At 54.1% G+C, this 23,368-nt stretch carries 22 protein-coding genes; 14 read left to right on the top strand and 8 right to left on the bottom strand.

Going from position 1 to position 23,368, the window contains the following annotated elements:
• Positions 1–85: 85 nt before the first annotated feature.
• Entirely contained in the window at positions 86–775 is a 690-nt protein-coding gene (locus FCL49_RS19805; RefSeq protein WP_174354843.1) for a FadR/GntR family transcriptional regulator, read from the top strand.
• 63 nt (positions 776–838) lie between these two features.
• Entirely contained in the window at positions 839–2,254 is a 1,416-nt protein-coding gene (gene mdtD / locus FCL49_RS19800) for a multidrug transporter subunit MdtD (RefSeq protein ID WP_174354842.1), read from the top strand.
• On the opposite strand, the gene rbsR is transcribed toward mdtD, so the two are convergent.
• The 7 genes from rbsR to kup all read right to left on the bottom strand — a co-directional run bounded on the left by rbsR (position 2,251) and on the right by kup (position 10,112).
• Positions 2,251–3,252, bottom strand: a complete 1,002-nt coding sequence (rbsR, locus tag FCL49_RS19795; RefSeq protein WP_174354841.1) for a ribose operon transcriptional repressor RbsR — start codon at positions 3,250–3,252, stop codon at positions 2,251–2,253. The two genes, mdtD and rbsR, sit on opposite strands and share 4 nt — an antisense overlap.
• 5 nt (positions 3,253–3,257) lie before the next feature.
• Positions 3,258–4,184: a ribokinase gene (rbsK, locus tag FCL49_RS19790; RefSeq protein WP_174354840.1), complete on the bottom strand. Its 927-nt coding sequence runs from the start codon at positions 4,182–4,184 to the stop codon at positions 3,258–3,260.
• Positions 4,185–4,252: 68 nt separating this feature from the next.
• Positions 4,253–5,140 carry a ribose ABC transporter substrate-binding protein RbsB gene (rbsB, locus tag FCL49_RS19785; protein WP_085120130.1) on the bottom strand — a complete coding sequence of 296 codons (888 nt, stop codon included), beginning with the start codon at positions 5,138–5,140 and terminating at the stop codon, positions 4,253–4,255.
• A 24-nt stretch (positions 5,141–5,164) separates the two neighbouring features.
• Entirely contained in the window at positions 5,165–6,130 is a 966-nt protein-coding gene (gene rbsC / locus FCL49_RS19780) for a ribose ABC transporter permease (protein WP_174354839.1), read from the bottom strand.
• 6 nt (positions 6,131–6,136) lie between these two features.
• Complete coding sequence (gene rbsA, locus FCL49_RS19775; protein ID WP_174354838.1) at positions 6,137–7,642, bottom strand: ribose ABC transporter ATP-binding protein RbsA; 1,506 nt, start codon at positions 7,640–7,642, stop codon at positions 6,137–6,139.
• Positions 7,643–7,649: 7 nt separating this feature from the next.
• Complete coding sequence (rbsD, locus tag FCL49_RS19770) at positions 7,650–8,069, bottom strand: D-ribose pyranase (RefSeq protein WP_174354837.1); 420 nt, start codon at positions 8,067–8,069, stop codon at positions 7,650–7,652.
• A gap of 174 nt (positions 8,070–8,243) precedes the next feature.
• A complete protein-coding gene (gene kup / locus FCL49_RS19765) occupies positions 8,244–10,112 on the bottom strand; it encodes a low affinity potassium transporter Kup (protein WP_174354836.1) in 1,869 nt (622 codons plus the stop codon).
• A gap of 283 nt (positions 10,113–10,395) precedes the next feature.
• Here kup and ravA point away from each other — a divergent pair, with 283 nt between their 5' ends.
• A complete protein-coding gene (gene ravA, locus FCL49_RS19760; RefSeq protein WP_174354835.1) occupies positions 10,396–11,904 on the top strand; it encodes an ATPase RavA in 1,509 nt (502 codons plus the stop codon).
• Between the two features lie 2 nt (positions 11,905–11,906).
• Positions 11,907–13,370 carry an ATPase RavA stimulator ViaA gene (gene viaA, locus FCL49_RS19755; RefSeq protein ID WP_174354834.1) on the top strand — a complete coding sequence of 488 codons (1,464 nt, stop codon included), beginning with the start codon at positions 11,907–11,909 and terminating at the stop codon, positions 13,368–13,370.
• Position 13,371: 1 nt separating this feature from the next.
• Here the strand turns inward: viaA and asnA are convergent, their stop codons facing one another.
• Positions 13,372–14,364 (bottom strand): aspartate--ammonia ligase, encoded by a 993-nt coding sequence (gene asnA, locus FCL49_RS19750; RefSeq protein WP_174354833.1) that lies wholly within the window; start codon positions 14,362–14,364, stop codon positions 13,372–13,374.
• A gap of 154 nt (positions 14,365–14,518) precedes the next feature.
• Here asnA and asnC point away from each other — a divergent pair, with 154 nt between their 5' ends.
• The 10 genes from asnC (at position 14,519) to atpA (ending at position 23,330) form a co-directional block, all read left to right on the top strand.
• Positions 14,519–14,980 (top strand): transcriptional regulator AsnC, encoded by a 462-nt coding sequence (gene asnC, locus FCL49_RS19745; RefSeq protein WP_004950461.1) that lies wholly within the window; start codon positions 14,519–14,521, stop codon positions 14,978–14,980.
• A 97-nt stretch (positions 14,981–15,077) separates the two neighbouring features.
• The gene (gene mioC / locus FCL49_RS19740) at positions 15,078–15,518 is read left to right on the top strand and encodes an FMN-binding protein MioC (protein ID WP_012147574.1); all 441 of its coding nucleotides are present in this window, start codon (positions 15,078–15,080) and stop codon (positions 15,516–15,518) included.
• A gap of 381 nt (positions 15,519–15,899) precedes the next feature.
• Positions 15,900–17,789, top strand: coding sequence for a tRNA uridine-5-carboxymethylaminomethyl(34) synthesis enzyme MnmG (mnmG, locus tag FCL49_RS19735; protein WP_174354832.1), 1,890 nt, complete (start codon positions 15,900–15,902; stop codon positions 17,787–17,789).
• Positions 17,790–17,924: 135 nt separating this feature from the next.
• Positions 17,925–18,545, top strand: a complete 621-nt coding sequence (rsmG, locus tag FCL49_RS19730) for a 16S rRNA (guanine(527)-N(7))-methyltransferase RsmG (RefSeq protein ID WP_135314550.1) — start codon at positions 17,925–17,927, stop codon at positions 18,543–18,545.
• Positions 18,546–19,185: 640 nt separating this feature from the next.
• Positions 19,186–19,569 (top strand): F0F1 ATP synthase subunit I, encoded by a 384-nt coding sequence (gene atpI, locus FCL49_RS19725; protein WP_037421253.1) that lies wholly within the window; start codon positions 19,186–19,188, stop codon positions 19,567–19,569.
• A gap of 20 nt (positions 19,570–19,589) precedes the next feature.
• Positions 19,590–20,411, top strand: a complete 822-nt coding sequence (atpB, locus tag FCL49_RS19720) for a F0F1 ATP synthase subunit A (RefSeq protein WP_135314551.1) — start codon at positions 19,590–19,592, stop codon at positions 20,409–20,411.
• Between the two features lie 49 nt (positions 20,412–20,460).
• Positions 20,461–20,700 carry a F0F1 ATP synthase subunit C gene (gene atpE, locus FCL49_RS19715; protein WP_004093904.1) on the top strand — a complete coding sequence of 80 codons (240 nt, stop codon included), beginning with the start codon at positions 20,461–20,463 and terminating at the stop codon, positions 20,698–20,700.
• Between the two features lie 57 nt (positions 20,701–20,757).
• Positions 20,758–21,228, top strand: coding sequence for a F0F1 ATP synthase subunit B (atpF, locus tag FCL49_RS19710; RefSeq protein WP_004950476.1), 471 nt, complete (start codon positions 20,758–20,760; stop codon positions 21,226–21,228).
• 14 nt (positions 21,229–21,242) lie between these two features.
• Positions 21,243–21,776 carry a F0F1 ATP synthase subunit delta gene (gene atpH / locus FCL49_RS19705; RefSeq protein ID WP_174354831.1) on the top strand — a complete coding sequence of 178 codons (534 nt, stop codon included), beginning with the start codon at positions 21,243–21,245 and terminating at the stop codon, positions 21,774–21,776.
• A 12-nt stretch (positions 21,777–21,788) separates the two neighbouring features.
• Positions 21,789–23,330 carry a F0F1 ATP synthase subunit alpha gene (gene atpA, locus FCL49_RS19700; protein ID WP_085120115.1) on the top strand — a complete coding sequence of 514 codons (1,542 nt, stop codon included), beginning with the start codon at positions 21,789–21,791 and terminating at the stop codon, positions 23,328–23,330.
• Positions 23,331–23,368: the final 38 nt, after the last annotated feature.

Genomic DNA, 23,368 nt, shown 5'->3' with positions numbered 1-23,368 from the left:
ATCACTTTTTCCGGTAAACAGCCGCAAAAGCTGGCGATCCGTAGAGTAAAATAAGAGTAACAATGTCAGTTAAGGACTCGCAGCCATGCAATTTAATGCTCAACAACAGGCCGCCCAACGCAATCTTTCTTATCTGCTTGCAGAAAAACTCGGCCAACAAATTCTGGCAGGCGATTATCAGGCCGGCAGCATCCTGCCCGGAGAGATGGAACTGGGAGAACAATTCGGTGTTAGCCGCACAGCAGTACGCGAAGCCGTGAAGATGCTGGCCGCCAAAGGTATGCTGTTACCCCGACCACGCATTGGGACCCGGGTGATGCCACAAAGCCAGTGGAACTTTCTCGATCAGGATTTGCTGACCTGGTGGATGACCAAGGAAAACTTTGATCAGGTCATGCAGCACTTCCTTATATTGCGTACCTCTCTGGAACCTCAGGCCTGCTCACTGGCGGCGGCCAATGCCAGCCATCAGCAAACCGCACGACTGGCTGAACTGATGGCGGAAATGCGCGCCCTGCATATCCAGTTCGACCGGGAGCACTGGATCCAGGTGGATACCCAATTCCACCAGCTGATCTATGAAGCCAGCGGCAACCCATTTCTGACCTCGTTTGCCAATCTGTTCAGTTCGGTATATCAAAGTTACTTCCGCGCCATCACCGGCAACGAAGTGATTAAGCTCCAGCACCATCAGGCCATCGTCGATGCGATACTCGCCGGTGAAAGCGCAGCGGCATTAACCGCCTGCCAGGTTTTGCTTAGAGAGAAAGACTAACGCCCCTACTTATATATAGAAGAAGATGAAAGGGACGAAGACGACAGTTAACCGGAACTCACAATGACTAAATCCGCGCGCAGTATGGCAGGGCTACCCTGGATCGCCGCCATGGCGTTCTTTATGCAGGCACTGGACGCCACCATCCTCAATACGGCGTTGCCGGCGATAGCTCAAAGTCTTGAGCGTTCACCGCTGGCGATGCAGTCGGCGGTGATCAGCTATACCCTGACGGTAGCGATGCTGATCCCGGTCAGCGGCTGGCTGGCGGATCGCTTCGGTACCCGCCGGGTGTTTATCGTCGCGGTTTCTCTGTTTACTCTCGGTTCGCTGCTGTGTGCACTTTCTCCGACGTTAAGCCTGTTGGTAACGTCTCGAGTCATTCAGGGCGTCGGCGGAGCGATGATGATGCCGGTGGCGCGCCTGGCTCTGCTGCGCGCCTACCCACGCAGCGAACTGTTGCCGGTGCTGAACTTCGTAACCATGCCGGGGCTGGTTGGGCCGATCATGGGGCCGATGCTGGGCGGCTGGCTGGTGACCTACGCCACCTGGCACTGGATTTTCCTTATCAATATCCCGATTGGCCTGCTCGGTATCTTCTATGCGCGTAAATATATGCCGGACTTTACTACCCCCAAACGGCGCTTCGATTTTATGGGCTTTATGCTGTTTGGGCTGAGCCTGGTACTGGTTTCCACCGGGCTTGAGCTGTTTGGCGAGCAGGTACTTGCCAGCTATATCTCGCTGGGTATTTTACTCAGTGGGGTCGTGATGCTGTTCGGCTACATCGTTCATGCTCGCAGGCACCCTCAACCGCTGATTGGCCTGGACCTGTTCCAGACGCGAACCTTCTCGGTGGGGATTGCCGGTAACGTAGCCTCACGGCTGGGGACCGGCTGCGTGCCGTTCCTGATGCCACTGATGTTGCAGGTGGGTTTCGGTTACTCGGCGATTATTGCCGGTTGCATGATGGCGCCGACGGCGGTCGGTTCATTGATGGCCAAATCCACCGTCACTCAGGTGCTGCGTTGGTTCGGCTATCGTAAAACTCTGGTGGGCATCACCATGATTATCGGCGTGCTGATTGCCCAGTTCGCGCTGCAAAGCCCGGGGATGCCGCTGTGGCTGATGATCCTGCCGTTGTTCGTGCTGGGGATGGCGATGTCTACGCAATTCACCGCCATGAATACCATCAGCCTGGCAGATTTGAACGATGCCAATGCCAGCTCCGGCAACAGCGTGCTGGCAGTGACTCAACAGCTTTCTATTAGCTTCGGGGTGGCGATCAGCGCGGCGGTGCTGCGTTTCTATCAAACCATGTCACCGGGAACCATGGTCGATCACTTCCACTACACCTTTATTACCATGGGGATTGTCACCGTGGCCTCGGCGTTTGTGTTTATGCTGCTGAGAAGAAAGGACGGCCGTAACCTGATCAGTGGCCAGGACCCGAAAAAACCGGTTAAAACTGCAGGCTAACGGTAACCGACAGAAGCACGCTCCACCAGCTCAGGGGTCAACACCAGAACCTGGGCTGCGCGTTCCGGATTCTGCAGGCGGTTAATCAGCGTATCAATCGCCAATTCCCCCAGTGAATCTTTCGGTTGGTGAATGGTGCTTAACGGTGGCGCCAGATATTTGGCCAGTTCTATATCATCGTAGCCCATCACCGCCATATCCTGCGGCACCGACAAGCCGGCCTGATAAAGCGCCTGATAGGCACCTACGGCTACCGCATCGTTACCGGCGAATACCGCATGCGGGGGTTCAGCCAGTGCCAGCAGTTGCTTCATGGCATCCACGCCGCCTTCAAATTCAAAATCGCAGTGCACTTCGTACCCCGGCAAGACGGCCAACCCGGCGCGCTGCATGGCTCGACGGTAGCCCTCCAACCGATGGCGGGCGGTAGTTTTATCCTGTGGGCCGGCGATGCAGGCAATCTTGCGATATCCACGGGCGATCAGGTGATCGGTCGCCATCTCACCACCCAGCAGCGAGTTATCCTGAATGATATCGTTGGCCCCTTCGAACGGCGCCCAATCCATCATGACTATCGGCAACGAAGGATAGCGGCTCAGCGCGTCCTGCGATGGCCGATGATTTTCGGTACACATCAACAGCAAGCCATCGACGCGCTTTTGCAGCAGCGTCTCCATGTTGCGATTCATGCGTGCGGCATCTTCTTCGGTATTGCACAGGATCAGGCTGTAACCACGCTCATAGCAACTGCGCTCAACGCCACGCACAACTTCGGCATAAAACGGGTTATTGCTGGAGGTCACCAGCATGCCAATGGTGCGCGTCTGGTTCAGTTTGAGGCTACGCGCCAGTGCAGAAGGCGCATAGTTCAGTTGTTCAACGGCCGCCATGACTTTGGCCCGCACGCTGTCGCTGACAAAGCGATTGTCATTAATGACGTGCGAGACCGTCGAGGTTGAAACGCCCGCCAGGCGGGCGACGTCTTTCATGGTGGCCAAGGGGATTACTCCTGCTGCTGCAAGAAGGTGTCGATCTCTTCGCGCCAGGGTACGGAAGGCTGCGCGCCAGGACGAGTCACCGCAATGGCTGCTGCCGCATGGGCAAATCGTACCGCCTCTGCCATGGTTTTGCCTTCCAGCAGCGCTGTGACCAGCGCCCCATTGAAAGTATCGCCGGCGGCGATGGTGTCTACCGCTTTAACCCTGAAGCCAGGTACCAGCTTACCCTTGCCGTTCTCACTCAGCCAAACGCCACGGCTGCCAAGGGTGATGATCACCGTGGCAATGCCTTTATCATGCAAAGCCTGTGCGGCACGCGCGGCGTCATCATCATTATTGACCGCAATACCGGTCAGGCGCTGGGCTTCGGTTTCGTTTGGCGTAATCATATCGATCATTGCCAATAATTCGTCCGGCAGTTCACGGGCCGGCGCAGGATTGAGGATCACCTGAGTCTGATGCTGTTTCGCCAGGCCGGCAGCGGCGATAACCGTCTCCAGCGGCGACTCGAGCTGCATTAACAGCGCGTCGGCATCGATCACTTTTTGCTGATAGCGAGCCAGATAATCGGGAGTCACTGCGGCATTGGCGCCGGCATCAATGCCGATCACGTTCTCGCCTTCAGCATTGACAAAAATCAGCGCGACGCCGGTAGTGTTTTCGGCAATCGCCTCTATTGGTTGGGTATCAATGCGATCGGTCGCCAGCTGCTGACGAATGCGTTCGCCGATGTCATCAGCGCCCACGCAGGCGATAAAAGCGATATCCGCGCCGCTGCGCCCTGCTGCCACCGCCTGGTTGGCGCCTTTGCCGCCAAACGCCACTTTATACTGCTTCCCGATCACCGTTTCGCCCGGTTGGGGAAACTGCTCAATATTAAGGATATGGTCGGCATTGATACTGCCCAGAACCACCAGCTTACCTGTTGCCATCGCATTGATTCCTGAATTGCGCGCCATCATAAACGCCCCGTTTTGATGGCGCTTGGTGCTACAGAGTGTTATTTGGTGACCAGCTTGAGATCAACCGGGATAGTGGCCGGCACTTTTTCGCCTTTCAACACTTTATCCGCCGTTTCAACACCAATCACACCGATCTGATCCGGGCGTTGTGCCACGGTCGCTGCCAGTTTGCCGCCTTCAACCGCTTTCACGCCGTCAGCGGTGCCGTCGAAGCCTACCACGACCACGTCTGTTTTACCGGCGGTTTGCAGCGCACGCAGTGCTCCCAGCGCCATTTCATCGTTCTGGGCAAACACCGCCTGCACGTCCGGATGAGCGGTCAGCAGGTTCTGCATCACGTTCAGGCCTTTGGTACGGTCAAAATCTGCCGGCTGGCTGGCCAGTAGTTTAAATTTGTTCTGATCCAGCGACTGTTTGAAGCCTTCGCCACGTTCACGGGCGGCGGAGGTACCGGCGATGCCTTCCAGTTGGATCACTTTAGCGTCTGCGCCCACTTTCTTGGCAATAAAGTCACCGGCCATTTTACCGCCGACGCGGTTATCCGAAGCGATGTGGCTGACTACTTCACCTTTGCTTGCCACACGGTCCAGGGTGATAACCGGGATCTTGGCCTGGTTGGCCATCTTGATGGCGTTGCCGACCGCATCAGAATCGGTTGGGTTAATCAGCAACAACTTGGGTGCCTGCACCATCAGGTCCTGTACGTTCGCCAGTTCTTTCGCCGGGTTGTTTTGCGAGTCCAGCACCACCAGGTTGTAACCCAGCTTATTGGCTTCCTGCTGTGCGCCCTCTTTCATTGAGACAAAGAACGGGTTATTCAGGGTAGAAACCACCAGCGCGATGGTGTCTTTAGCCAACGCGTTAGCACTCAGGGTGGCGCTCAGCGCGAAGGCTGAAGCCAGAATTGCCAGTTTTTTCATTTTCATCATCGTGATTCCTGTAGGGGGAGGTTATTTGTTGCTTTTGTTCTCTACCAGAACCGCCAGCAGTATTACCACTGCCTTCACGATCATTTGGTAGTACGAAGAAACACCCAGTAAATTCAGACCGTTGTTCAGAAAGCCAAGGATCAGCGCCCCGATCAACGTACCAACAATGCGGCCCTTGCCACCGGCCAGGCTGGTACCACCCAGCACCACCGCGGCAATGGCATCCAACTCATAGCCGGTACCGGCCGTTGGCTGCGCGGAAGACAGGCGCGCGACTTCAATCACCCCCGCCAGTGCCGCCAGCAGTCCACAAAGCGAATAAACGATAATCTTCACTTTATCAACGCTGATACCGGACAGACGGGTCGCCGCTTCGTTACCGCCCAGGGCATAAATATAACGACCCAGACGGGTATGGTGCAGCATGTACCAGGCGGCAATAAACACGATCGCCATGATCCAGATCGGGGTGGGAACGCCCAGAGGACGGCCGATGCCGAACCAGCCGAAGGTATCGGCCACGTCGGTAAAGCCGGTATTCACCGGACTGCCGTTGGTGTACACCATGGTGACACCGCGCAACAGCAGCATCATCACCAAAGTAGCGATAAACGCCTGCACCTTGCCTTTGGCTACGATCACCCCGGTACAGGCGCCGACTGCCGCCCCCAATGCCAGAGCAGCCGCCACGGCTACCACCGCGTTAATTTCGAAACCGACGATCGATGCCGCCACCGCGCCGGTCAGCGCCAGCAGCGATCCCACCGACAAATCGATGCCAGAAGTGAGGATCACCAACGTCATCCCCACCGCCATTATGGCGTTCACCGAGGTTTGCTGCAGAATATTGAACAGGTTATTTACGGTGAAGAAATTCGGGCTCATTGAAGAGACCACGGCGATCAGCACCAGCAGAGCAATCAGTGATTTTTGCTCTAACAGCCACTCTTTACTGAACCAGCGTTTTGCCGCACTCTGGGAACTCATATCTGATTACTCCTGCTTTACGCCGTATTGCTTGCCAACGGCCGCAGCCATCAACGCTTCCTGGGTGGCCTGTTCAATCGGGAACTCACCGCTGAGATGTCCTTCGTGCATCACCAGGATGCGGTCACTCATGCCCAGCACCTCCGGCATTTCCGAAGACACCAGAATGATGCTCAGCCCTTCCTGCTTGAACTGGTTGATTAACTGATAGATTTCTTTTTTTGCGCCAACATCGACGCCGCGTGTCGGCTCATCGAGGATCAACACCTTTGGCCGCGTCATCAGGCCACGGGCGATCGCCACTTTCTGTTGGTTACCGCCGGAGAGCAGGCCAATAGGCTGTTCCATCGACGGCGTCTTGATATTGAACAAACGGATGAAGTCGCCCACCGCCTGTTGCTCTTCGGCCTGTTTCAGGCTGCCACCGGCACGGCTGAAATAGCGCAGCGCCGTCAGCGACATGTTTTCCTTCACCGACATCCCCAGCACCAGGCCATCGCGCTTACGGTCTTCGGAGATATACACAATGCCGTTCGCCAGGCCGTCCTGCGGAGAATGGGTAACCACCGGGCGGCCATCGAGGCTGACGGTACCGGATTTGCGCGGCGCGGCACCGTAGATAATTTTCATCAGTTCGGTACGCCCGGCGCCCATCAGCCCGGCCACGCCAAGAATTTCGCCCCGGTACAGGGTAAAGCTGACGTCATCCACACCCGGGCCGGAAACCTGGCTGACCTCCAGTCGCTTTTCACCGCGCGGCTGATTCAGACGTGGATACTGTTCTTCCAGCTTGCGGCCGACCATCATTTCTATCAGTGAATCTTCCTGCAGCTCGCTGACCGGCCGCTCGGCAATAAACTGCCCGTCACGAAACACCGTGACGTCGTCGCAAATTTCAAAAATCTCTTTCAGGCGATGCGAAATATAAACAATGCCGCGCCCTTCGGCCTTCAGCTCGTTGATCACTTTAAATAAAGAGGCGGTTTCAGTGTCGGTTAGCGCATCCGTCGGTTCATCCATAATGATCACTTTGGATTCGAAGCTCAGCACCTTGGCGATTTCCACCATCTGCTGATCACCGATCGACAGCTCGCCCACCAGCCGGTGGCTGCTGTAACTCAGGTTTAACCGCGCCAACAGTTTGTCGGCTTCGGCATACATGCGCTTCCAGTCGATGCGGCCGATACGGTTAACAAATTCGCGCCCGAGGAAGATGTTTTCCGCGATCGTCAACTGTGGGATCAGGTTCAGTTCCTGATGGATAATGCCAATACCCGCTTCTTGTGAATCCTTTGGCCCGTTGAATGCCACCTCTTTACCGAGAAAATACTGACTGCCGGCATCCTTGTTATAAATCCCGGTCAGCACTTTCATCATGGTGGACTTCCCGGCACCGTTTTCCCCCACCAGCGCCATTACCTTGCCGGGATAAACGCTGAGTGCGGCGCCGGAAAGCGCCTTCACGCCGGGAAAGGCTTTATCGATCCCTTTCAGTTGCAGTAAAGGTTGCATAAATGCCTCAGAAAGTTACGCCGGCGCAGAGGATCACATTCGCGTACGGCGAGCATTCCCCGCTGCGGATCACTGCCCGGCTATGTTCAGTTTGCGCTTTGAACGCACTGTGGCTGATATAGCTCACGCTGATGGTATTACCCTGGTGTTGGCCAAGTTCGGTCAGTTGAGCCAACAACGCACGATGGAGCTGCGGATTTTGTTTAACTATCTCTTCCGCCAGAATGGCGCTCTCTACCTGCATTTCCTGCGTAACCACCCCGAGTACCTGCAAAAACGTCGGCACACCCTGGGTCAGCGCCAGATCGATACGCTGCGTTGCCGCCGGAATAGGCAGCCCTGCATCACAGATGGTGATCTGGTCGGTATGGCCGAGGCGGGAAACCACGGCAGAAACATCAGCATTGAGCAGCACGCCTTTTTTCATCTTTTTCTTCTCACTCCACCAGCGAAACGTTTCGCTTGTGTCTGGAGTTTAAAAAAACGCCAACAGAAGGCAACCGGGACGGTGCAGAAATGTGATCGCCATCGAAACGTTTCGCTCGTGTTACCGAGAACATAAACAGAAAGGGCCCAGCGGTTGCTGAGCCCTTGGGGGACGTTAAATCTCGACCTGGGTTCCCAGTTCGATCACCCTATTGGGTGGGATCTCAAACTGGTCCGGCGCACGCAGCGCGTTACGGCTCAGCGCGATAAACAGCTTGCCGCGCAGGAACAGGTACCAAGGCCGTTTGGTCAGGATTAACGACTCGTGCGACATAAAGAACGAGGTTTCCGTCATCCGGCACGGCAGCCCTTCCAGCCCACAGCGGTGGAACACTTCCTCCACGTTCGGCGTTTCACGCCAGCCGTAGCTGGCCACCACCCGCCAGAAGGTCGGCGAAAGCTGTTCGATGGTCACCCGCCGCACGTTGTGGACGTAAGGTGCGTCTTCAGTGCGCAGTGTCAACAGCACCACTCGCTCATGCAGCACCTTGTTGTGTTTCAGGTTATGCAACAGCGCAAAAGGGATCACGTTGATGGCACGCGACATAAAGACCGCAGTCCCCGGCACCCGTACCGGCGGAGATTTCTCCAGTGAGGCGATCATTGCCTCGAGAGAGTTACCGTGCTCGTGCATGCGGCGCAGCAGGCGGAAACGCTCGCTCTTCCAGGTGGTCATGATGATGAACATCACCAGTGCCAGCAGCAACGGCAACCAACCGCCAGAGAACAGCTTCAAGGCGTTGGCGGAGAACATCGGCACATCGATAATCAGCAAGACAGCCAGAATGCCGACGGCGAAGAAACGGTTCCAGTGCCAATTTTTGATCGCCACCGAGGTCACCAGAATACTGGTCAATACCATGGTGCCGGTCACGGCAATACCGTATGCCGCCGCCAGATTGCTGGAGTGTTCGAAACCAATAATCACCAGCACGACCGCGATATACAGCGTCCAGTTGATCACCGGGATATAGATTTGACCGGATTCCATCTCCGAAGTATGGATGATGCGCATCGGTGACAGATATCCCAGACGCACTGCCTGGCGAGTCAGCGAGAACACGCCGGAGATCACCGCCTGTGAGGCGATAACCGTGGCCAGCGTTGCCAGAATCAATAGTGGGACCAGCGCCCAATCCGGTGCCAGCAGGAAGAACGGATTCTTGATCGCCTCCGGATTTTTCAGCAGTAAGGCACCCTGGCCGAAGTAATTCAGCACCAGCGAAGGCAGCACCACGGTGAACCAGGCCAGACGAATAGGGAATTTGCCAAAGTGACCCATGTCGGCGTACAGCGCCTCAACGCCGGTGATCGACAGCACTACCGCACCCAGAGCAAAGAACGACACCTTCTTATATTCGATAAAGAAGTTCAGCGCCCATTTCGGGTTTAACGCCTGCAGCACTTCCGGGTTGGCCATGATGCTACGTGCCCCCAGCACCGCCAGAACGATAAACCACAGCAGCATGACCGGCGCAAACAGCTTGCCGACGCTGCCAGTACCGTGCTTTTGGATGGCAAACAGCAGGGTCAAAACCAGAATCGACAGCGGGACGATATAGCCATCAAGCGACGGCGCGGCAATTTCCAGGCCTTCTATCGCCGACATCACCGATATCGCCGGGGTGATCACCACCTCGCCATAGAAGAAGCTGCCGCCAATCAGACCCAGGATCACCAATATGGACGTTGTCCGCGCCGAAGTATGGCGCCCGGCCAGCGACATCAGCGTCAGTATCCCCCCTTCACCGGCGTTATCCGCCCGCATGACGTAGGTAAGGTACTTGAGGGAAACAATGATGATTAACATCCAGAAAATCAGCGAAAGAAAGCCAAAAACCACATCTGGACGAACATCGAAGCCGTAATGGCCGGAGAAACACTCTCGGAGAGTATAGAGAGGGCTGGTGCCGATATCACCGTAAACCACCCCAATTGCCGCCAGGGTTACCGCCGATAAGGACTGTTTATGCTCTGTGCTCATAATTCGTTTCTTTATTAGAACATCCGTTAGCGATGCATCCGCATCAGCCAAAGATACGGGCTCTAAGATCCGTTACGCCCACTAAAAGGCGCACAGTATGCACGATTTATACTGCTTGCCTATCCTTATATCAGACCTTAAAAATAAACAAAATGTGAACCAGCCACCCTTTTGATAATAGAAAGATTTTACTAATCAACAAGCTATACCATTAAAAATAATGGTGGTTTATCATCGGATTATCCACCAAGATTGGCTAACTCTCGGACAACACGACAATAATATGGCGCCATCATCACTTCTGGCAGAACGGATATCCCGCCTCAGCAGCGCGCTGGAGAGCGGTCTTTATGAACGGCAGGAAGCAATTCGCCTGTGTTTGCTGGCGGCACTCAGCGGTGAAAGCGTGTTTCTGCTTGGCCCACCGGGCATTGCCAAAAGCCTGATTGCCCGCCGGTTAAAATTCGCCTTTCGCAGCGCGCGCTCGTTTGAATATCTAATGACGCGCTTTTCAACGCCGGAAGAAGTCTTCGGCCCATTATCTATCCAGGCTTTAAAAGATGAAGGGCGCTACCAACGCCTGACCGCCGGCTATCTGCCCGAGGCGGAAATCGTCTTTCTGGACGAAATCTGGAAGGCCGGTCCGGCGATCCTCAATACCCTGCTGACGGCGATTAACGAACGCCGTTTCCGAAACGGTAATAACGAAGAACCGATCCCTCTGCGGCTGCTGGTCACCGCCTCCAACGAACTGCCGGAAGCCGACAACAGTCTGGAAGCCTTGTATGACCGCATGTTGATACGCCTGTGGTTGGATAAAGTGCAGGATAAACAGAATTTCCGCTCACTGCTGGTCAGCCGCCAGAACGAGAATGAAAACCCGGTGCCCGAAGCACTGAGCATCAGTGACGAGGAATATCACCAGTGGCAGCCGCAGATCGACAAAATCAAGCTGCCTGAAAATTGCTTTGAACTGATATTCCAACTGCGCCAACGGCTCGATGCGCTGGAAAGTGCCCCATACGTTTCCGATCGTCGCTGGAAAAAAGCGCTGCGACTGTTGCAGGCCTGTGCCTTCTTCAGCGGTCGCGACGCCGTAGCGCCGATCGACCTGCTGCTGCTGAAAGACTGCCTGTGGCACGACCTCAGCTCACTGAAACTGCTGCAACAGCAAGTTGAGCAGTTGCTAAGCGAGTCGGCCTATCAACAGCAAACGTTGCTGATCCAACTGCAACAGATCCATACCCGCTGGCTGCAGCATCAACAACAGCAGAGCGACAGTCAGGCGATCGCCTTGGTAAAAAAGGGCGGCATGTTCAGCAGAAAGCCCCAGTTTGCCCTGGCAACACCGCTCGGTACCGGCACCCTGACCCTGTTGCTGCAAAAACCGCTGCAACTGCATGATATTCAGGTCAACCATCTGAGTATTGAAAACAGCGCGCTGGAAAACTGGCTGCAAAAAGGCGGCGACGTGCGCGCCAAGCTGAACGGCATTGGCTTCGCTCAGCAGATTGACCTGGAAGTCGATGAGCAACTGCATCTGACGGTGTTGGACGTTAGCCGCCAACCCTCTCTACTGGCCCAGCCCGGCAAACAGACCAGCGGCACGCCGCAGGCAATGCTGGACGAAATGGATCAGTTGGCGCAGCGCCTGGCAGAACAGCGTCGGTTGTTCAGTCAGCATCAGCCCTGCCTGTTTACCCCTGCCGCCAGGCTGGCAAACATTGAGGCCAGCCTGCTGCAGGTGGCGGAACAAATCAAACAGCAGCACCAGCAAATGCGCGGCCAGTAATTATGCTCAGCCTGGAAACTCTCGATCTGCTGCTGGCGATCACCGAAGGTGAGCTGATCGAGGAGATGATCATCGGCATGCTGGCGGCGCCGCAGCTGTCGATCTTCTTCAAAAAGTTTCCGGCCATCCGCCGGGCGCTGGATCGCGACCTGCCGCGCTGGAAGCTACAGCTGAAAGAGCGCCTGCATGAAGCCATGGTGCCGCCCGCGCTGGCGCAGGAATTCTATCGTTATCAACAGTGCCAGCTAGAGAACAACTCCCAGTTCTTCCATAACCTCAATGACACCCTGGATCTGCTGCGCCAGCTGGTTTCCCCCTTTTATGAGCAGGCGCGCTCACTGGTGGACGCCGCCGATCTGCCCAACCATCCGCTGGATGACAGTTTCCAAACCCTGTTTCTGCAGCGCTGGCGCATCAGCCTGACGCTGCAGGCCACTATGATGCATCACCAATTGCTGGAACAGGAACGCGAACAGCTGCTGGCGGAGCTGCAGGAACGTCTGGCGCTGAGTGGTGCACTGGAGCCGCTGCTGTCGGAAAACGACACCGCTGCCGGGCGACTGTGGGATATGAGTAAAGGCCATCTGCAACGGGGTGACTATCAACGGCTGGTGGAATACGGCAATTTCTTGCAGCAGCAACCGGAACTGAAAAAGCTGGCGCAGCAGCTTGGGCGTAGCTATCAGGCCAAGGCGGTGCAACAGCAGGATGCCTTGCCGGAGCCGTTCCGCGTAATGGTGCAGGTGCCGGCCACGCTGCCGGAAGAGGTCAGCGGCATTCACCAGAGCGATGATATTCTGCGCCTGCTGCCACCCGAGTTGGTCACGCTGGGCATTGAAGAACTGGAGTTTGAGTTTTACCGCCGCCTGCTGGAAAAACGGCTATTGAGCTATCGTCTGCAGGGCGATGTCTGGCAGGAACAGATCCATATCCGCCAGGTCACTCACCAGCAGCAGGATCAACAACCTCGCGGGCCGTTTATTGTCTGTGTGGATACTTCAGGGTCGATGGGCGGTTTCAACGAGCAGTGCGCCAAGGCTTTCTGTCTGGCGTTGTTGCGCATTGCGCTGGCGGATAACCGCCGCTGCTACATCATGCTGTTTGCCAACCAGATAGTGCATTACGAACTGACTGCCGCCAGCGGTATTGAGCAGGCGGTGCGCTTTCTCGGCCAGCATTTTCGCGGCGGTACCGATCTGGCGGCCTGCCTGAATGCCACGTTGAGCAAAATGACGGAAAGCGGCTGGTTCGACGCCGACGCGGTGATCATTTCTGACTTTATTGCCCAGCGATTGCCGGAAGAGGTAATAAAGAAGGTGAAACAACAGCAGCAAAACCACCAGCAGCGCTTTCACGCAGTGGCGATGTCCAACTACGGCAAGCCCGGTATCATGCGCATCTTCGATCATATCTGGCGCTTTGATACCGGGTTAAAAAGCCGCTTAATGCGCCGCTGGCGGCGCTGAGTTACAGCAACCCTTCTACCGCTTCACGCACCTGCGGTGACCACACGCCGCACTGTACCTGCCCGATATGCGACAGTTGCAGCAACAGCATCACCAGGCGTGACTGTCCTATTCCGCCACCGATAGTTTGCGGCATCTCGCCACGCAGCAGTGACTGATGCCATTCCAGCGCCAGGCGATCTTCATCACCGGTCTGTGCCAATTGGCGTTTCAGCGCGCTGGCGTCAACGCGGATCCCCATCGAAGAAAGCTCGAAGGCGTCCTGCAGCACCGGGTTCCATACCAGGATGTCACCGTTCAGGCCAGCCAGCCCTGCAGCTGCTGGGGTGGTCCAGTCATCATAATCCGGCGCACGCACATCGTGTGATTTGCCGTGCGACAATTTGCCACCAATCCCCATCAGGAATACCGCGCCCAGCTCTTTAGCAATCGCCCGCTCACGGCCTTTGGCATCCAGCTCTGGGTAGCGTTGCAGCAGGGTTTCGCTGTGCACAAAATGGATTTGCTCCGGCAGGAACGGCGTTAAGCCGTATTCGCGGCTCACTTCCCCTTCTGTAGCCTTAATCGCCGCATAAATGCTGCGCACGGTGCTTTCGAGGTAATCCTGGTTGCGTTCGCCATCACCCATCACCCTCTCCCAGTCCCATTGATCAACGTAGACCGAATGGATGGCGCTCAGACGATCTTCGTCCGGACGCAGTGCTTTCATATGGGTATACAGGCCTTCACCGGCGCCAAAGTCGTAGCTGCCCAGTGTTTTACGCTTCCATTTGGCCAGCGAGTGCACCACTTCGAAGGTGGCGTCCGGCAGGGTTTTCACCTTTACCTGTACCGCTTTCTCGCTGCCGGACAGGTTGTCCTGGGTACCGTCACCCAAACGGCTGAGGATTGGCGCCTGCACTTCAATCAGGCCAAGCTGTTGCTCCAACTGGCGGGAGAAAAAGGATTTAACCAGGCTGATTTGTTGTTGTTTTTGAATAAATTGTTTTTTCATTGCCGTATCTCTTATAAACCTGTCTCGTTGCCAACGATTAAGCAACAGAACGGCACCACAATTCAATATCCACTAATCAATATTGCCTTTTCACTTTTAATCGTTCATTTTGATGCGGTAATAATTCAACAATCAGCAATTAGTGGGGGATTAAATGGCTGAAAATTATCAGATCGATAATCTCGATCGCGGCATCCTTAATGCCTTGATGGAAAACGCGCGCACGCCTTATGCCGAACTGGCGAAGAACTTTGCCGTCAGCCCCGGCACCATTCATGTGCGAGTGGAGAAGATGAAACAGGCCGGTATCATCACCGGCGCGCGGGTAGACGTGAACCCCAAACGCCTGGGTTACGACGTCTGCTGTTTTATCGGCATTATATTAAAGAGTGCCAAAGACTATCCTTCTGCACTGAAAAAGCTTGAAAGCCTGGAGGAAGTGGTCGAGGCCTATTACACCACCGGCCACTACAGCGTGTTTATCAAGGTGATGTGCCGCTCGATAGATGCGTTGCAACAAGTACTTATCAACAAGATCCAGACGATTGACGAGATCCAGTCAACTGAAACCCTGATCTCGCTGCAGAACCCCATCATGCGTACCATCACCCCCTAGCCAACTATTTACTATACCCATATTATCCACAGGTAGATCCCAGCCGATTCACAGCGTACAATGCTGCCACTTTGAGAAGGCTGGGATCATTCATTTCATGGCAGACATTACTCTGATCAGTGGCAGTACGCTTGGCAGTGCCGAGTACGTAGCCGAGCACCTGGCTGAAAAGCTGGAGGCCGCAGGCTTTACGACCGAGACGCTGCACGGCCCTGAATTGGATGAACTGACTCTGTCCGGACGCTGGCTGGTGGTGTCTTCGACCCATGGCGCCGGGGATTTACCGGATAACCTGCAACCGCTGCTGGAACAAATAGAAGAACAGCTTCCTGACTTGTCTCAGGTGCAGTTCGGCGCAGTCGGTTTGGGCAGCTCTGAATACGATACTTTCTGTGGTGCGATCCAACGGATCGACGATCTTCTGATTGCTCGTGGAGCGAAAAGGATCGGCGATCGGCTCGAGATCGACGTGACTGAACACGAAATTCCTGAGGATCCAGCCGAGGAATGGGTGAAAAATTGGATTAATTTACTCTAATTTGTTCAAAGATCACCCGAACGATTGTGGATAACTAAGCTTAAAAGCAGGGTAAAACCGGTAGTTATCCCAATAACAACCTTAGGTCGCTTTTTGTCCTGTGCATAACATGCCATTTAGATCCCAGCTTATAAGCCGTAGGATCACCGATCATTCACAGCTAACGATCCTCCTTAATTAGCTGATCTCAATCGCGAATAATCACTTATCCACAGAAGATCGCGATCCTAATAAGAGATCTAATAAAGAGATCTTTAAATAAAAAGATCTTCTTTTAATTACTCAAGGATCCTGACCACTTGGTCGATCGACTAAACTTGAGTAGAATCCTCCACCCCAGGGCAAACAACGATCGTTCGCAATACGACGAGGTGCAGTTCCATGTTTTATCCAGAGCAATTTGACGTCATCATCATCGGTGGTGGCCATGCCGGTACCGAAGCCGCTATGGCTGCGGCACGTATGGGACGTCAGACTTTATTACTGACTCACAATATCGATACGCTGGGGCAAATGTCTTGCAACCCGGCGATTGGCGGTATTGGTAAGGGGCATCTGGTTAAGGAAATTGATGCACTTGGCGGCCTGATGGCCACGGCGATCGACCATGCGGGTATCCAGTTTAGGATACTAAACGCCAGTAAAGGCCCTGCGGTACGAGCCACCCGAGCTCAGGCTGACCGGGTACTGTATCGCCAAGCGGTACGTACTGCCCTGGAGAACCAGCCCAATCTGATGATCTTCCAGCAGCCAGTCGAAGATCTGATCGTGGAAAACGATCGCGTTGTCGGTGCCGTGACCCAAATGGGACTGAAATTCCGCGCCAAGGCGGTGGTATTGACCGTAGGGACCTTCCTGGACGGCAAGATCCATATTGGCCTGGAGAACTACAGCGGTGGCCGTGCCGGAGATCCGCCATCGATCTCGCTTTCACAGCGACTGCGTGAATTGCCTTTGCGTGTTAACCGACTGAAAACCGGCACACCGCCGCGTATCGATGCCCGCAGCATAGATTTCAGCGTATTGGCACCTCAACACGGTGATACGCCGATCCCGGTGTTCTCGTTCATGGGCAACGCCGGGCAACATCCTGAGCAAATGGCGTGTTACATCACCTACACCAATGAAAAAACCCATGATGTGATCCGTAATAACCTCGATCGCAGCCCGATGTATGCCGGGATCATCGAAGGGATCGGGCCGCGTTACTGCCCGTCGATCGAAGACAAGGTGATGCGTTTTGCCGATCGTAACGCGCACCAGATCTTCCTCGAGCCGGAAGGCCTGACCAGCAATGAAATTTATCCAAACGGCATCTCCACCAGCCTGCCGTTTGACGTACAGATGCAGATCGTTCGTTCGATGGAAGGCATGCAGAATGCCCGAATCATTCGACCTGGCTATGCCATCGAATACGATTTCTTCGATCCTCGTGATTTGAAGCCGACACTGGAAAGCAAATTTATTCAGGGCCTGTTCTTTGCCGGACAGATCAACGGCACTACCGGTTACGAAGAAGCGGCTGCACAGGGTCTGTTGGCCGGTCTGAATGCCGGACGCTACGCCAATGAAGACGAAGGCTGGTCGCCACGCCGCGATCAGGCTTATCTGGGCGTGCTGGTGGACGACCTCAGCACCCTGGGTACCAAAGAGCCGTACCGCATGTTCACTTCACGTGCCGAATACCGCCTGATGTTGCGTGAAGACAATGCCGATCTGCGCCTGACGGAAAAAGGCCGCGAACTGGGCCTGGTGGACGATGCCCGCTGGGCACGCTTTAGCGAAAAGCTCGAGCACATCGAACAGGAACGTCAGCGCCTGCGTGACATCTGGATGCATCCGCACTCTGAAAACGTCGAGCAGGTGAACGCGCTGCTGAAAGCACCGCTGTCGCGTGAGGCCAACGGTGAAGAACTGCTGCGCCGCCCGGAAATGGATTACACCCAATTGACCTCCGTCGCGGCATTTGCACCGCCGCTGGCCGATACCCAGGCCGCCGAGCAGGTTGAGATCCAGGTAAAATACGAAGGTTATATTGCTCGTCAGCAGGAAGAGATCGAAAAACAGCAGCGCAATGAGAACACCGTGCTGCCGTTGGATCTCGATTACCAACAGGTTTCCGGTCTGTCGAATGAAGTGATCGCCAAGTTGAATGACCACAAGCCGAACTCGATCGGCCAAGCGTCACGCATTTCTGGTATTACGCCGGCGGCGATCTCCATTCTGCTGATTTGGCTGAAAAAGCAGGGGCTGCTGCGCCGCAGCGCATAAATCCTGTTTTGGGCGACCGTTTGTTTATTTGATAAGCAAACGGCCGCTGACATCGTTTCAGGCCTGAATTATTATGGTCACCTTCTTGGGCAGCCCTACCTGGCTTGCCGTTGTGCGCCAGTCTAAGGACTCATTGTGCAGAAAAAATTAGATTCGTTGCTCAAAGCGGCAGGCATTACGCTTCCCGATCAGCAAAAACAGCAGTTGCTGGGCTATGTCGGCATGCTGGATAAGTGGAACAAGGCGTATAACCTCACTTCGGTGCGCGATCCGCAGCAAATGCTGGTTCGCCATATTCTCGACAGCATCGTGGTCAACCCGCATCTGCAGGGCAACCGATTTATCGACGTGGGCACCGGCCCTGGCCTGCCAGGCATTCCACTGGCGATTGTTCGTCCTGATTCCCATTTCACTTTGCTGGACAGCCTGGGTAAGCGTGTACGCTTCCTGCGTCAGGTGCAGCATGAACTGGGCCTGACCAACGTTGAGCCGGTGCAGAGCCGCGTTGAGGAGTTCCCTGCCGAGCCGCCGTTTGACGGTGTCATCAGCCGTGCCTTCGCCTCGCTGCAGGATATGCTGTCTTGGTGCCATCATTTGCCGGCAAAAGGGCAGGGGCGTTTCTACGCGCTGAAAGGAGTGCGTCCAGACGAAGAGCTGACGCAGTTGCCGGAAGGTATCGAGTTGGAGTCGGTCGTTCGTCTGCAGGTACCGGAACTCGAAGGTGAACGTCATCTGGTAGTTCTTAAGGCAAACTGAGTTTGTTTTTGATCAAGTAAGCACGAATTAAAAGATAGTGGCAGTAGTTAAAGTAAGCAGGCTAATTAATGGGTGGTTTTTTTAGTTAATTTACTTTTTATTAACACAAAAATAGCCACCAATTGGCGACAATAGGGTAATTGCAGATCGTAATAGTTACGTTAGCAACCATAAGTGAAGGATCTTGCTTTGCTGCTAATGTTAATTAGCTGTTGGAATATTATCCCTGAAGCTGTCAATAAAAGGTTTTTAGTGGGTAGACGGATTGTTTTTGAACAGTTAACTTGTAATATTCTGATTTATAATATCTTTTTGATCGCCCGATTTGCTAAAGACGCTTTGACTGGCAGTGGGCTATAAATCAGAAATAGGTATTATTGTGAGCAACTACACGTTTCTTGCTGTAACACTGGAATAATCAGACAATTAAATGAGCTCTATTATTCCGACCGTTTTCTTGTGAAAATAGCCTGAAATGGGGAAATTTAAATAATTGTTCACCTTTTCGCTACTTATCGATTGAATTCGTTGGTATGCCCCGTATAATTTGCTCGTTTTTTGCTGCTTGACTCAGAGCAGCAAAGAAAGTTTTATACGTCACTCAGCATACCTCCTCAGGGGTACGGAGAGAACAAACGTCATGTCTGTGTCCCTTTACAGCGGAAAAGTTGCTCGCAAATTGCTGTTTCTGCAGTTAATGACTTTTGTTCTGATCAGCGCTGCTTTCGGTCTGAAAAGCCTGGAATGGAGCGGTTCGGCGCTGGCAGGCGGTCTCGCTGCCTGGTTGCCGAGTACCATGTTTATGCTGTTTGCCTTGCGCCATCAGGCGCAGACGCCGGCACCCGGTCGGGTTGCCTGGTCGTTCGCCATCGGCGAGGGATTAAAGGTCCTGATCACCATAGTTTTGTTGATCGTGGCGCTTGGGGTGTTTAAAGCGGCGTTTATACCGCTTGGCCTGACCTATTTAGCGGTGTTAGTGGTGCAGATAGTGGCACCGGCCGTGATTAACAGTTACCGAACTTAACTAAAAGGGTAAGAGGCATCATGTCTGCATCTGGAGAAAATGGGACTGCAAAGGACTATATCAGCCACCATCTGAATAACCTTCAGTTGGATCTGCGTACTTTTCAGTTAGTTGAACCACACTCTGGTAATCCGACATTCTGGACGTTGAACATTGACTCATTGTTCTTCTCTGTGGTGTTGGGCGCGCTGTTCTTGTTTATTTTCAAGAAAGTAGCCAATACAGCCACCAGTGGTGTACCGGGGAAACTTCAAACTGCCGTCGAACTTATCATGGGCTTCGTCGACAGTAGCGTTCGTGATATGTATCACGGCAAGAGCAAGGTTATTGCTCCGCTGGCGCTGACCGTGTTTGTCTGGGTATTCCTGATGAACATGATGGATCTGTTGCCAATCGATCTGCTGCCGTTTATTGGCGAACATGTGTTTGGTTTGCCGGCGCTGCGTGTGGTTCCTACCGCAGACGTGAGTATTACACTGTCGATGGCGTTGGGCGTATTTATCCTGATTCTGTTCTACAGCATCAAAATGAAAGGCGTTGGTGGGTTCGTTAAAGAGTTGACCATGCAGCCGTTCAACCATCCGTTATTCATTCCAATCAACCTGATTCTTGAAGGTGTCAGCCTGCTGTCCAAGCCTGTTTCACTGGGCCTGCGACTGTTCGGCAACATGTATGCGGGTGAGTTGATCTTCATCCTGATTGCCGGTTTGTTGCCGTGGTGGTCACAGTGGCTTCTGAATGTGCCTTGGGCTATTTTCCACATCCTGATCATTACGCTTCAAGCCTTTATTTTCATGGTTCTGACGATTGTCTATCTCTCGATGGCATCTGAAGAGCACTGATTTTCTTAAAACACTTGTACTTTTAAACTGAAACAAACTGGAGACTGTCATGGAAAACCTGAGTATGGATCTGCTGTACATGGCTGCCGCTGTGATGATGGGTTTAGCGGCAATCGGTGCTGCGATCGGTATCGGCATCCTGGGTGGTAAATTCTTGGAAGGCGCTGCACGTCAGCCTGACCTGATTCCTTTGCTGCGTACACAGTTCTTTATCGTTATGGGTCTGGTTGACGCCATCCCGATGATCGCTGTTGGTCTGGGTCTGTACGTGATGTTTGCTGTCGCGTAAGTAGAGAATTTCTCTACACTGAAACCACACTATTAACTTTTAAAGAGGCATTGTGCTGTGAATCTTAACGCAACAATCCTCGGCCAGGCCATCGCGTTCGTTCTGTTTGTCTGGTTCTGCATGAAGTACGTATGGCCGCCGATCATGGCAGCCATCGAGAAGCGTCAGGGAGAAATTGCTGACGGTCTCGCTTCTGCAGAACGTGCCAAAAAAGATTTGGACTTAGCGCAAGCCAATGCGACCGACCAGCTGAAAACTGCCAAGGCAGAAGCTCAGGTGATCATCGAGCAAGCAAACAAACGCAAAGCTCAGATCATGGATGAAGCGAAAGCCGAAGCCGAGCAGGAACGTAACAAAATCGTGGCGCAGGCTCAGGCTGAGATCGAAGCCGAACGTAAGCGCGCTCGTGAAGAGTTGCGTAAGCAAGTCGCGATGCTGGCAATTGCCGGCGCCGAGAAGATCATCGAACGTTCCGTGGATGAAGCTGCTAACAGCGACATCGTTGATAAACTGGTCGCTGAACTGTAAGGAGGGAGGGGCTGATGTCTGAATTTGTAACTGTAGCTCGCCCCTACGCCAAAGCAGCTTTTGACTTTGCCGTTGAGCATCAAAGCTTGGATCGCTGGCAGGATATGCTGGCGTTTGCTGCTGATGTCACTCGCAATGAACAGATCTCTGAACTGCTGGCTGGTGCTGTCGCACCGGAGACGCTGTCCAGAACGTTCATCGCGGTATGTGGCGAACAACTCGACGAACATGGCCAGAACTTTATCCGTGTAATGGCCGAAAATGGACGTTTACTGGTTCTTCCTGCGGTGCTGCAGCAGTTCATCGAACTGCGCGCCTTGCTGGAATCCACCGTCGAAGTCGACGTGCTCTCTGCGAGCGCACTGAACGACAAACAGCTGGCTAATATTGCCGCTGCGATGGAAAAGCGTCTGTCACGCAAAGTTAAGCTGAATTGCAAAATTGACAAGTCTGTACTGGCCGGCGTAATTATCCGTGCTGGCGATATGGTGATTGATGGCAGCGTTCGCGGTCGTCTTGAACGCCTGACAGACGTCTTGCAGTCTTAAGGGGACTGGAGCATGCAACTGAATTCCACCGAAATCAGCGAACTGATCAAGCAGCGCATTGCTCAGTTCAATGTGGTGAGCGAAGCTCACAATGAAGGTACTATTGTTTCCGTCAGTGACGGGATCATCCGCGTACACGGTCTGGCCGAAGTTATGCAGGGTGAAATGATCGCACTGCCAGGCAACCGTTACGCAATCGCATTGAACCTGGAGCGCGACTCTGTAGGTGCTGTGGTCATGGGTCCGTACGCGGATCTGGCCGAAGGCATGAAGGTAAAATGTACCGGCCGTATTCTGGAAGTTCCGGTTGGCCGTGGCCTGCTGGGCCGTGTAGTTAACACCCTGGGCGCACCTATCGATGGTAAAGGCCCGGTTGATAACGACGGTTTCTCCCCGGTTGAAGCTATTGCCCCTGGTGTTATCGAGCGTCAGTCCGTAGATCAGCCGGTTCAAACTGGCTACAAATCTGTTGACGCCATGATCCCAATCGGCCGTGGCCAGCGTGAGCTGGTGATCGGTGACCGTCAGACAGGTAAAACTGCCCTGGCGATCGATGCGATCATCAACCAACGCGATTCCGGCATCAAATGTGTTTACGTGGCTATCGGCCAGAAAGCGTCCACCATCGCTAACGTGGTGCGCAAACTGGAAGAGCACGGCGCACTGGCAAACACCATCGTTGTGGTTGCTACCGCGTCTGAATCCGCTGCATTGCAATACCTGGCGCCATATGCCGGTTGTGCGATGGGTGAATACTTCCGTGACCGCGGTGAAGATGCGCTGATTGTTTATGATGACCTGTCCAAACAGGCCGTTGCATACCGTCAGATCTCCCTGCTGCTTCGTCGTCCACCAGGTCGTGAAGCTTACCCAGGCGACGTATTCTATCTCCACTCCCGTTTGCTGGAGCGTGCTGCGCGTGTTAACGCCGACTACGTTGAAGCCTTCACCAAAGGTGAAGTCAAAGGCCAAACCGGTTCACTGACTGCTCTGCCGATCATCGAAACCCAGGCGGGTGACGTTTCCGCGTTCGTTCCGACCAACGTAATCTCGATTACCGATGGTCAGATCTTCCTGGAATCCAACCTGTTTAACTCCGGTATTCGTCCGGCAGTTAACCCGGGTATCTCCGTATCCCGTGTGGGCGGTGCAGCGCAAACCAAGATCATGAAAAAACTGTCCGGTGGTATTCGTACCGCGCTGGCACAGTATCGTGAACTGGCTGCGTTCTCTCAGTTCGCTTCCGATCTGGATGATGCGACCCGCAAACAGCTGAGCCACGGTCAGAAAGTGACCGAGCTGCTGAAACAGAAACAGTATGCGCCGATGTCCGTCGCACAACAGTCTCTGGTGCTGTTTGCCGCAGAACGTGGCTTCCTGAACGACGTTGAAGTCGCGAAAGTCGTGAGCTTCGAAGCCGCGCTGGTTGCTTACGCAGACCGCGAGCATGCCGAGTTGCTGAACCACATCAACCAAACTGGCAATTTCAACGATGAGATCGAGGGCAAGCTGAAAGGCATCCTCGAGACCTTCAAGAAAACCCAGTCCTGGTAACGCTCAGCGGCCTGCAGTTGAAAGACAGCAGGCCGTCT

Source organism: Serratia proteamaculans (genome assembly GCF_013337185.1).
GTDB classification, from domain to species: domain Bacteria; phylum Pseudomonadota; class Gammaproteobacteria; order Enterobacterales; family Enterobacteriaceae; genus Serratia; species Serratia proteamaculans_D.
The sequence above is the reverse complement of the archived record's forward strand: the minus strand, read 5'-3'. Positions and strand labels throughout refer to the sequence as shown.

Coding starts and splice junctions, on each gene's coding strand:
- atpI (WP_037421253.1), top strand. CDS start 19,186: ATGTCTGTGTCCCTTTACAGCGGAAAAGTTGCTCGCAAATTGCTGTTT.
- ravA (WP_174354835.1), top strand. CDS start 10,396: ATGGCGCCATCATCACTTCTGGCAGAACGGATATCCCGCCTCAGCAGC.
- mnmG (WP_174354832.1), top strand. CDS start 15,900: ATGTTTTATCCAGAGCAATTTGACGTCATCATCATCGGTGGTGGCCAT.
- atpE (WP_004093904.1), top strand. CDS start 20,461: ATGGAAAACCTGAGTATGGATCTGCTGTACATGGCTGCCGCTGTGATG.
- atpB (WP_135314551.1), top strand. CDS start 19,590: ATGTCTGCATCTGGAGAAAATGGGACTGCAAAGGACTATATCAGCCAC.
- rbsD (WP_174354837.1), bottom strand. CDS start 8,069: ATGAAAAAAGGCGTGCTGCTCAATGCTGATGTTTCTGCCGTGGTTTCC.
- rbsC (WP_174354839.1), bottom strand. CDS start 6,130: ATGAGTTCCCAGAGTGCGGCAAAACGCTGGTTCAGTAAAGAGTGGCTG.
- rbsB (WP_085120130.1), bottom strand. CDS start 5,140: ATGAAAATGAAAAAACTGGCAATTCTGGCTTCAGCCTTCGCGCTGAGC.
- atpH (WP_174354831.1), top strand. CDS start 21,243: ATGTCTGAATTTGTAACTGTAGCTCGCCCCTACGCCAAAGCAGCTTTT.
- rbsA (WP_174354838.1), bottom strand. CDS start 7,642: ATGCAACCTTTACTGCAACTGAAAGGGATCGATAAAGCCTTTCCCGGC.
- mioC (WP_012147574.1), top strand. CDS start 15,078: ATGGCAGACATTACTCTGATCAGTGGCAGTACGCTTGGCAGTGCCGAG.
- mdtD (WP_174354842.1), top strand. CDS start 839: ATGACTAAATCCGCGCGCAGTATGGCAGGGCTACCCTGGATCGCCGCC.
- FCL49_RS19805 (WP_174354843.1), top strand. CDS start 86: ATGCAATTTAATGCTCAACAACAGGCCGCCCAACGCAATCTTTCTTAT.
- asnC (WP_004950461.1), top strand. CDS start 14,519: ATGGCTGAAAATTATCAGATCGATAATCTCGATCGCGGCATCCTTAAT.
- asnA (WP_174354833.1), bottom strand. CDS start 14,364: ATGAAAAAACAATTTATTCAAAAACAACAACAAATCAGCCTGGTTAAA.
- viaA (WP_174354834.1), top strand. CDS start 11,907: ATGCTCAGCCTGGAAACTCTCGATCTGCTGCTGGCGATCACCGAAGGT.
- kup (WP_174354836.1), bottom strand. CDS start 10,112: ATGAGCACAGAGCATAAACAGTCCTTATCGGCGGTAACCCTGGCGGCA.
- atpA (WP_085120115.1), top strand. CDS start 21,789: ATGCAACTGAATTCCACCGAAATCAGCGAACTGATCAAGCAGCGCATT.
- rbsK (WP_174354840.1), bottom strand. CDS start 4,184: ATGGCAACAGGTAAGCTGGTGGTTCTGGGCAGTATCAATGCCGACCAT.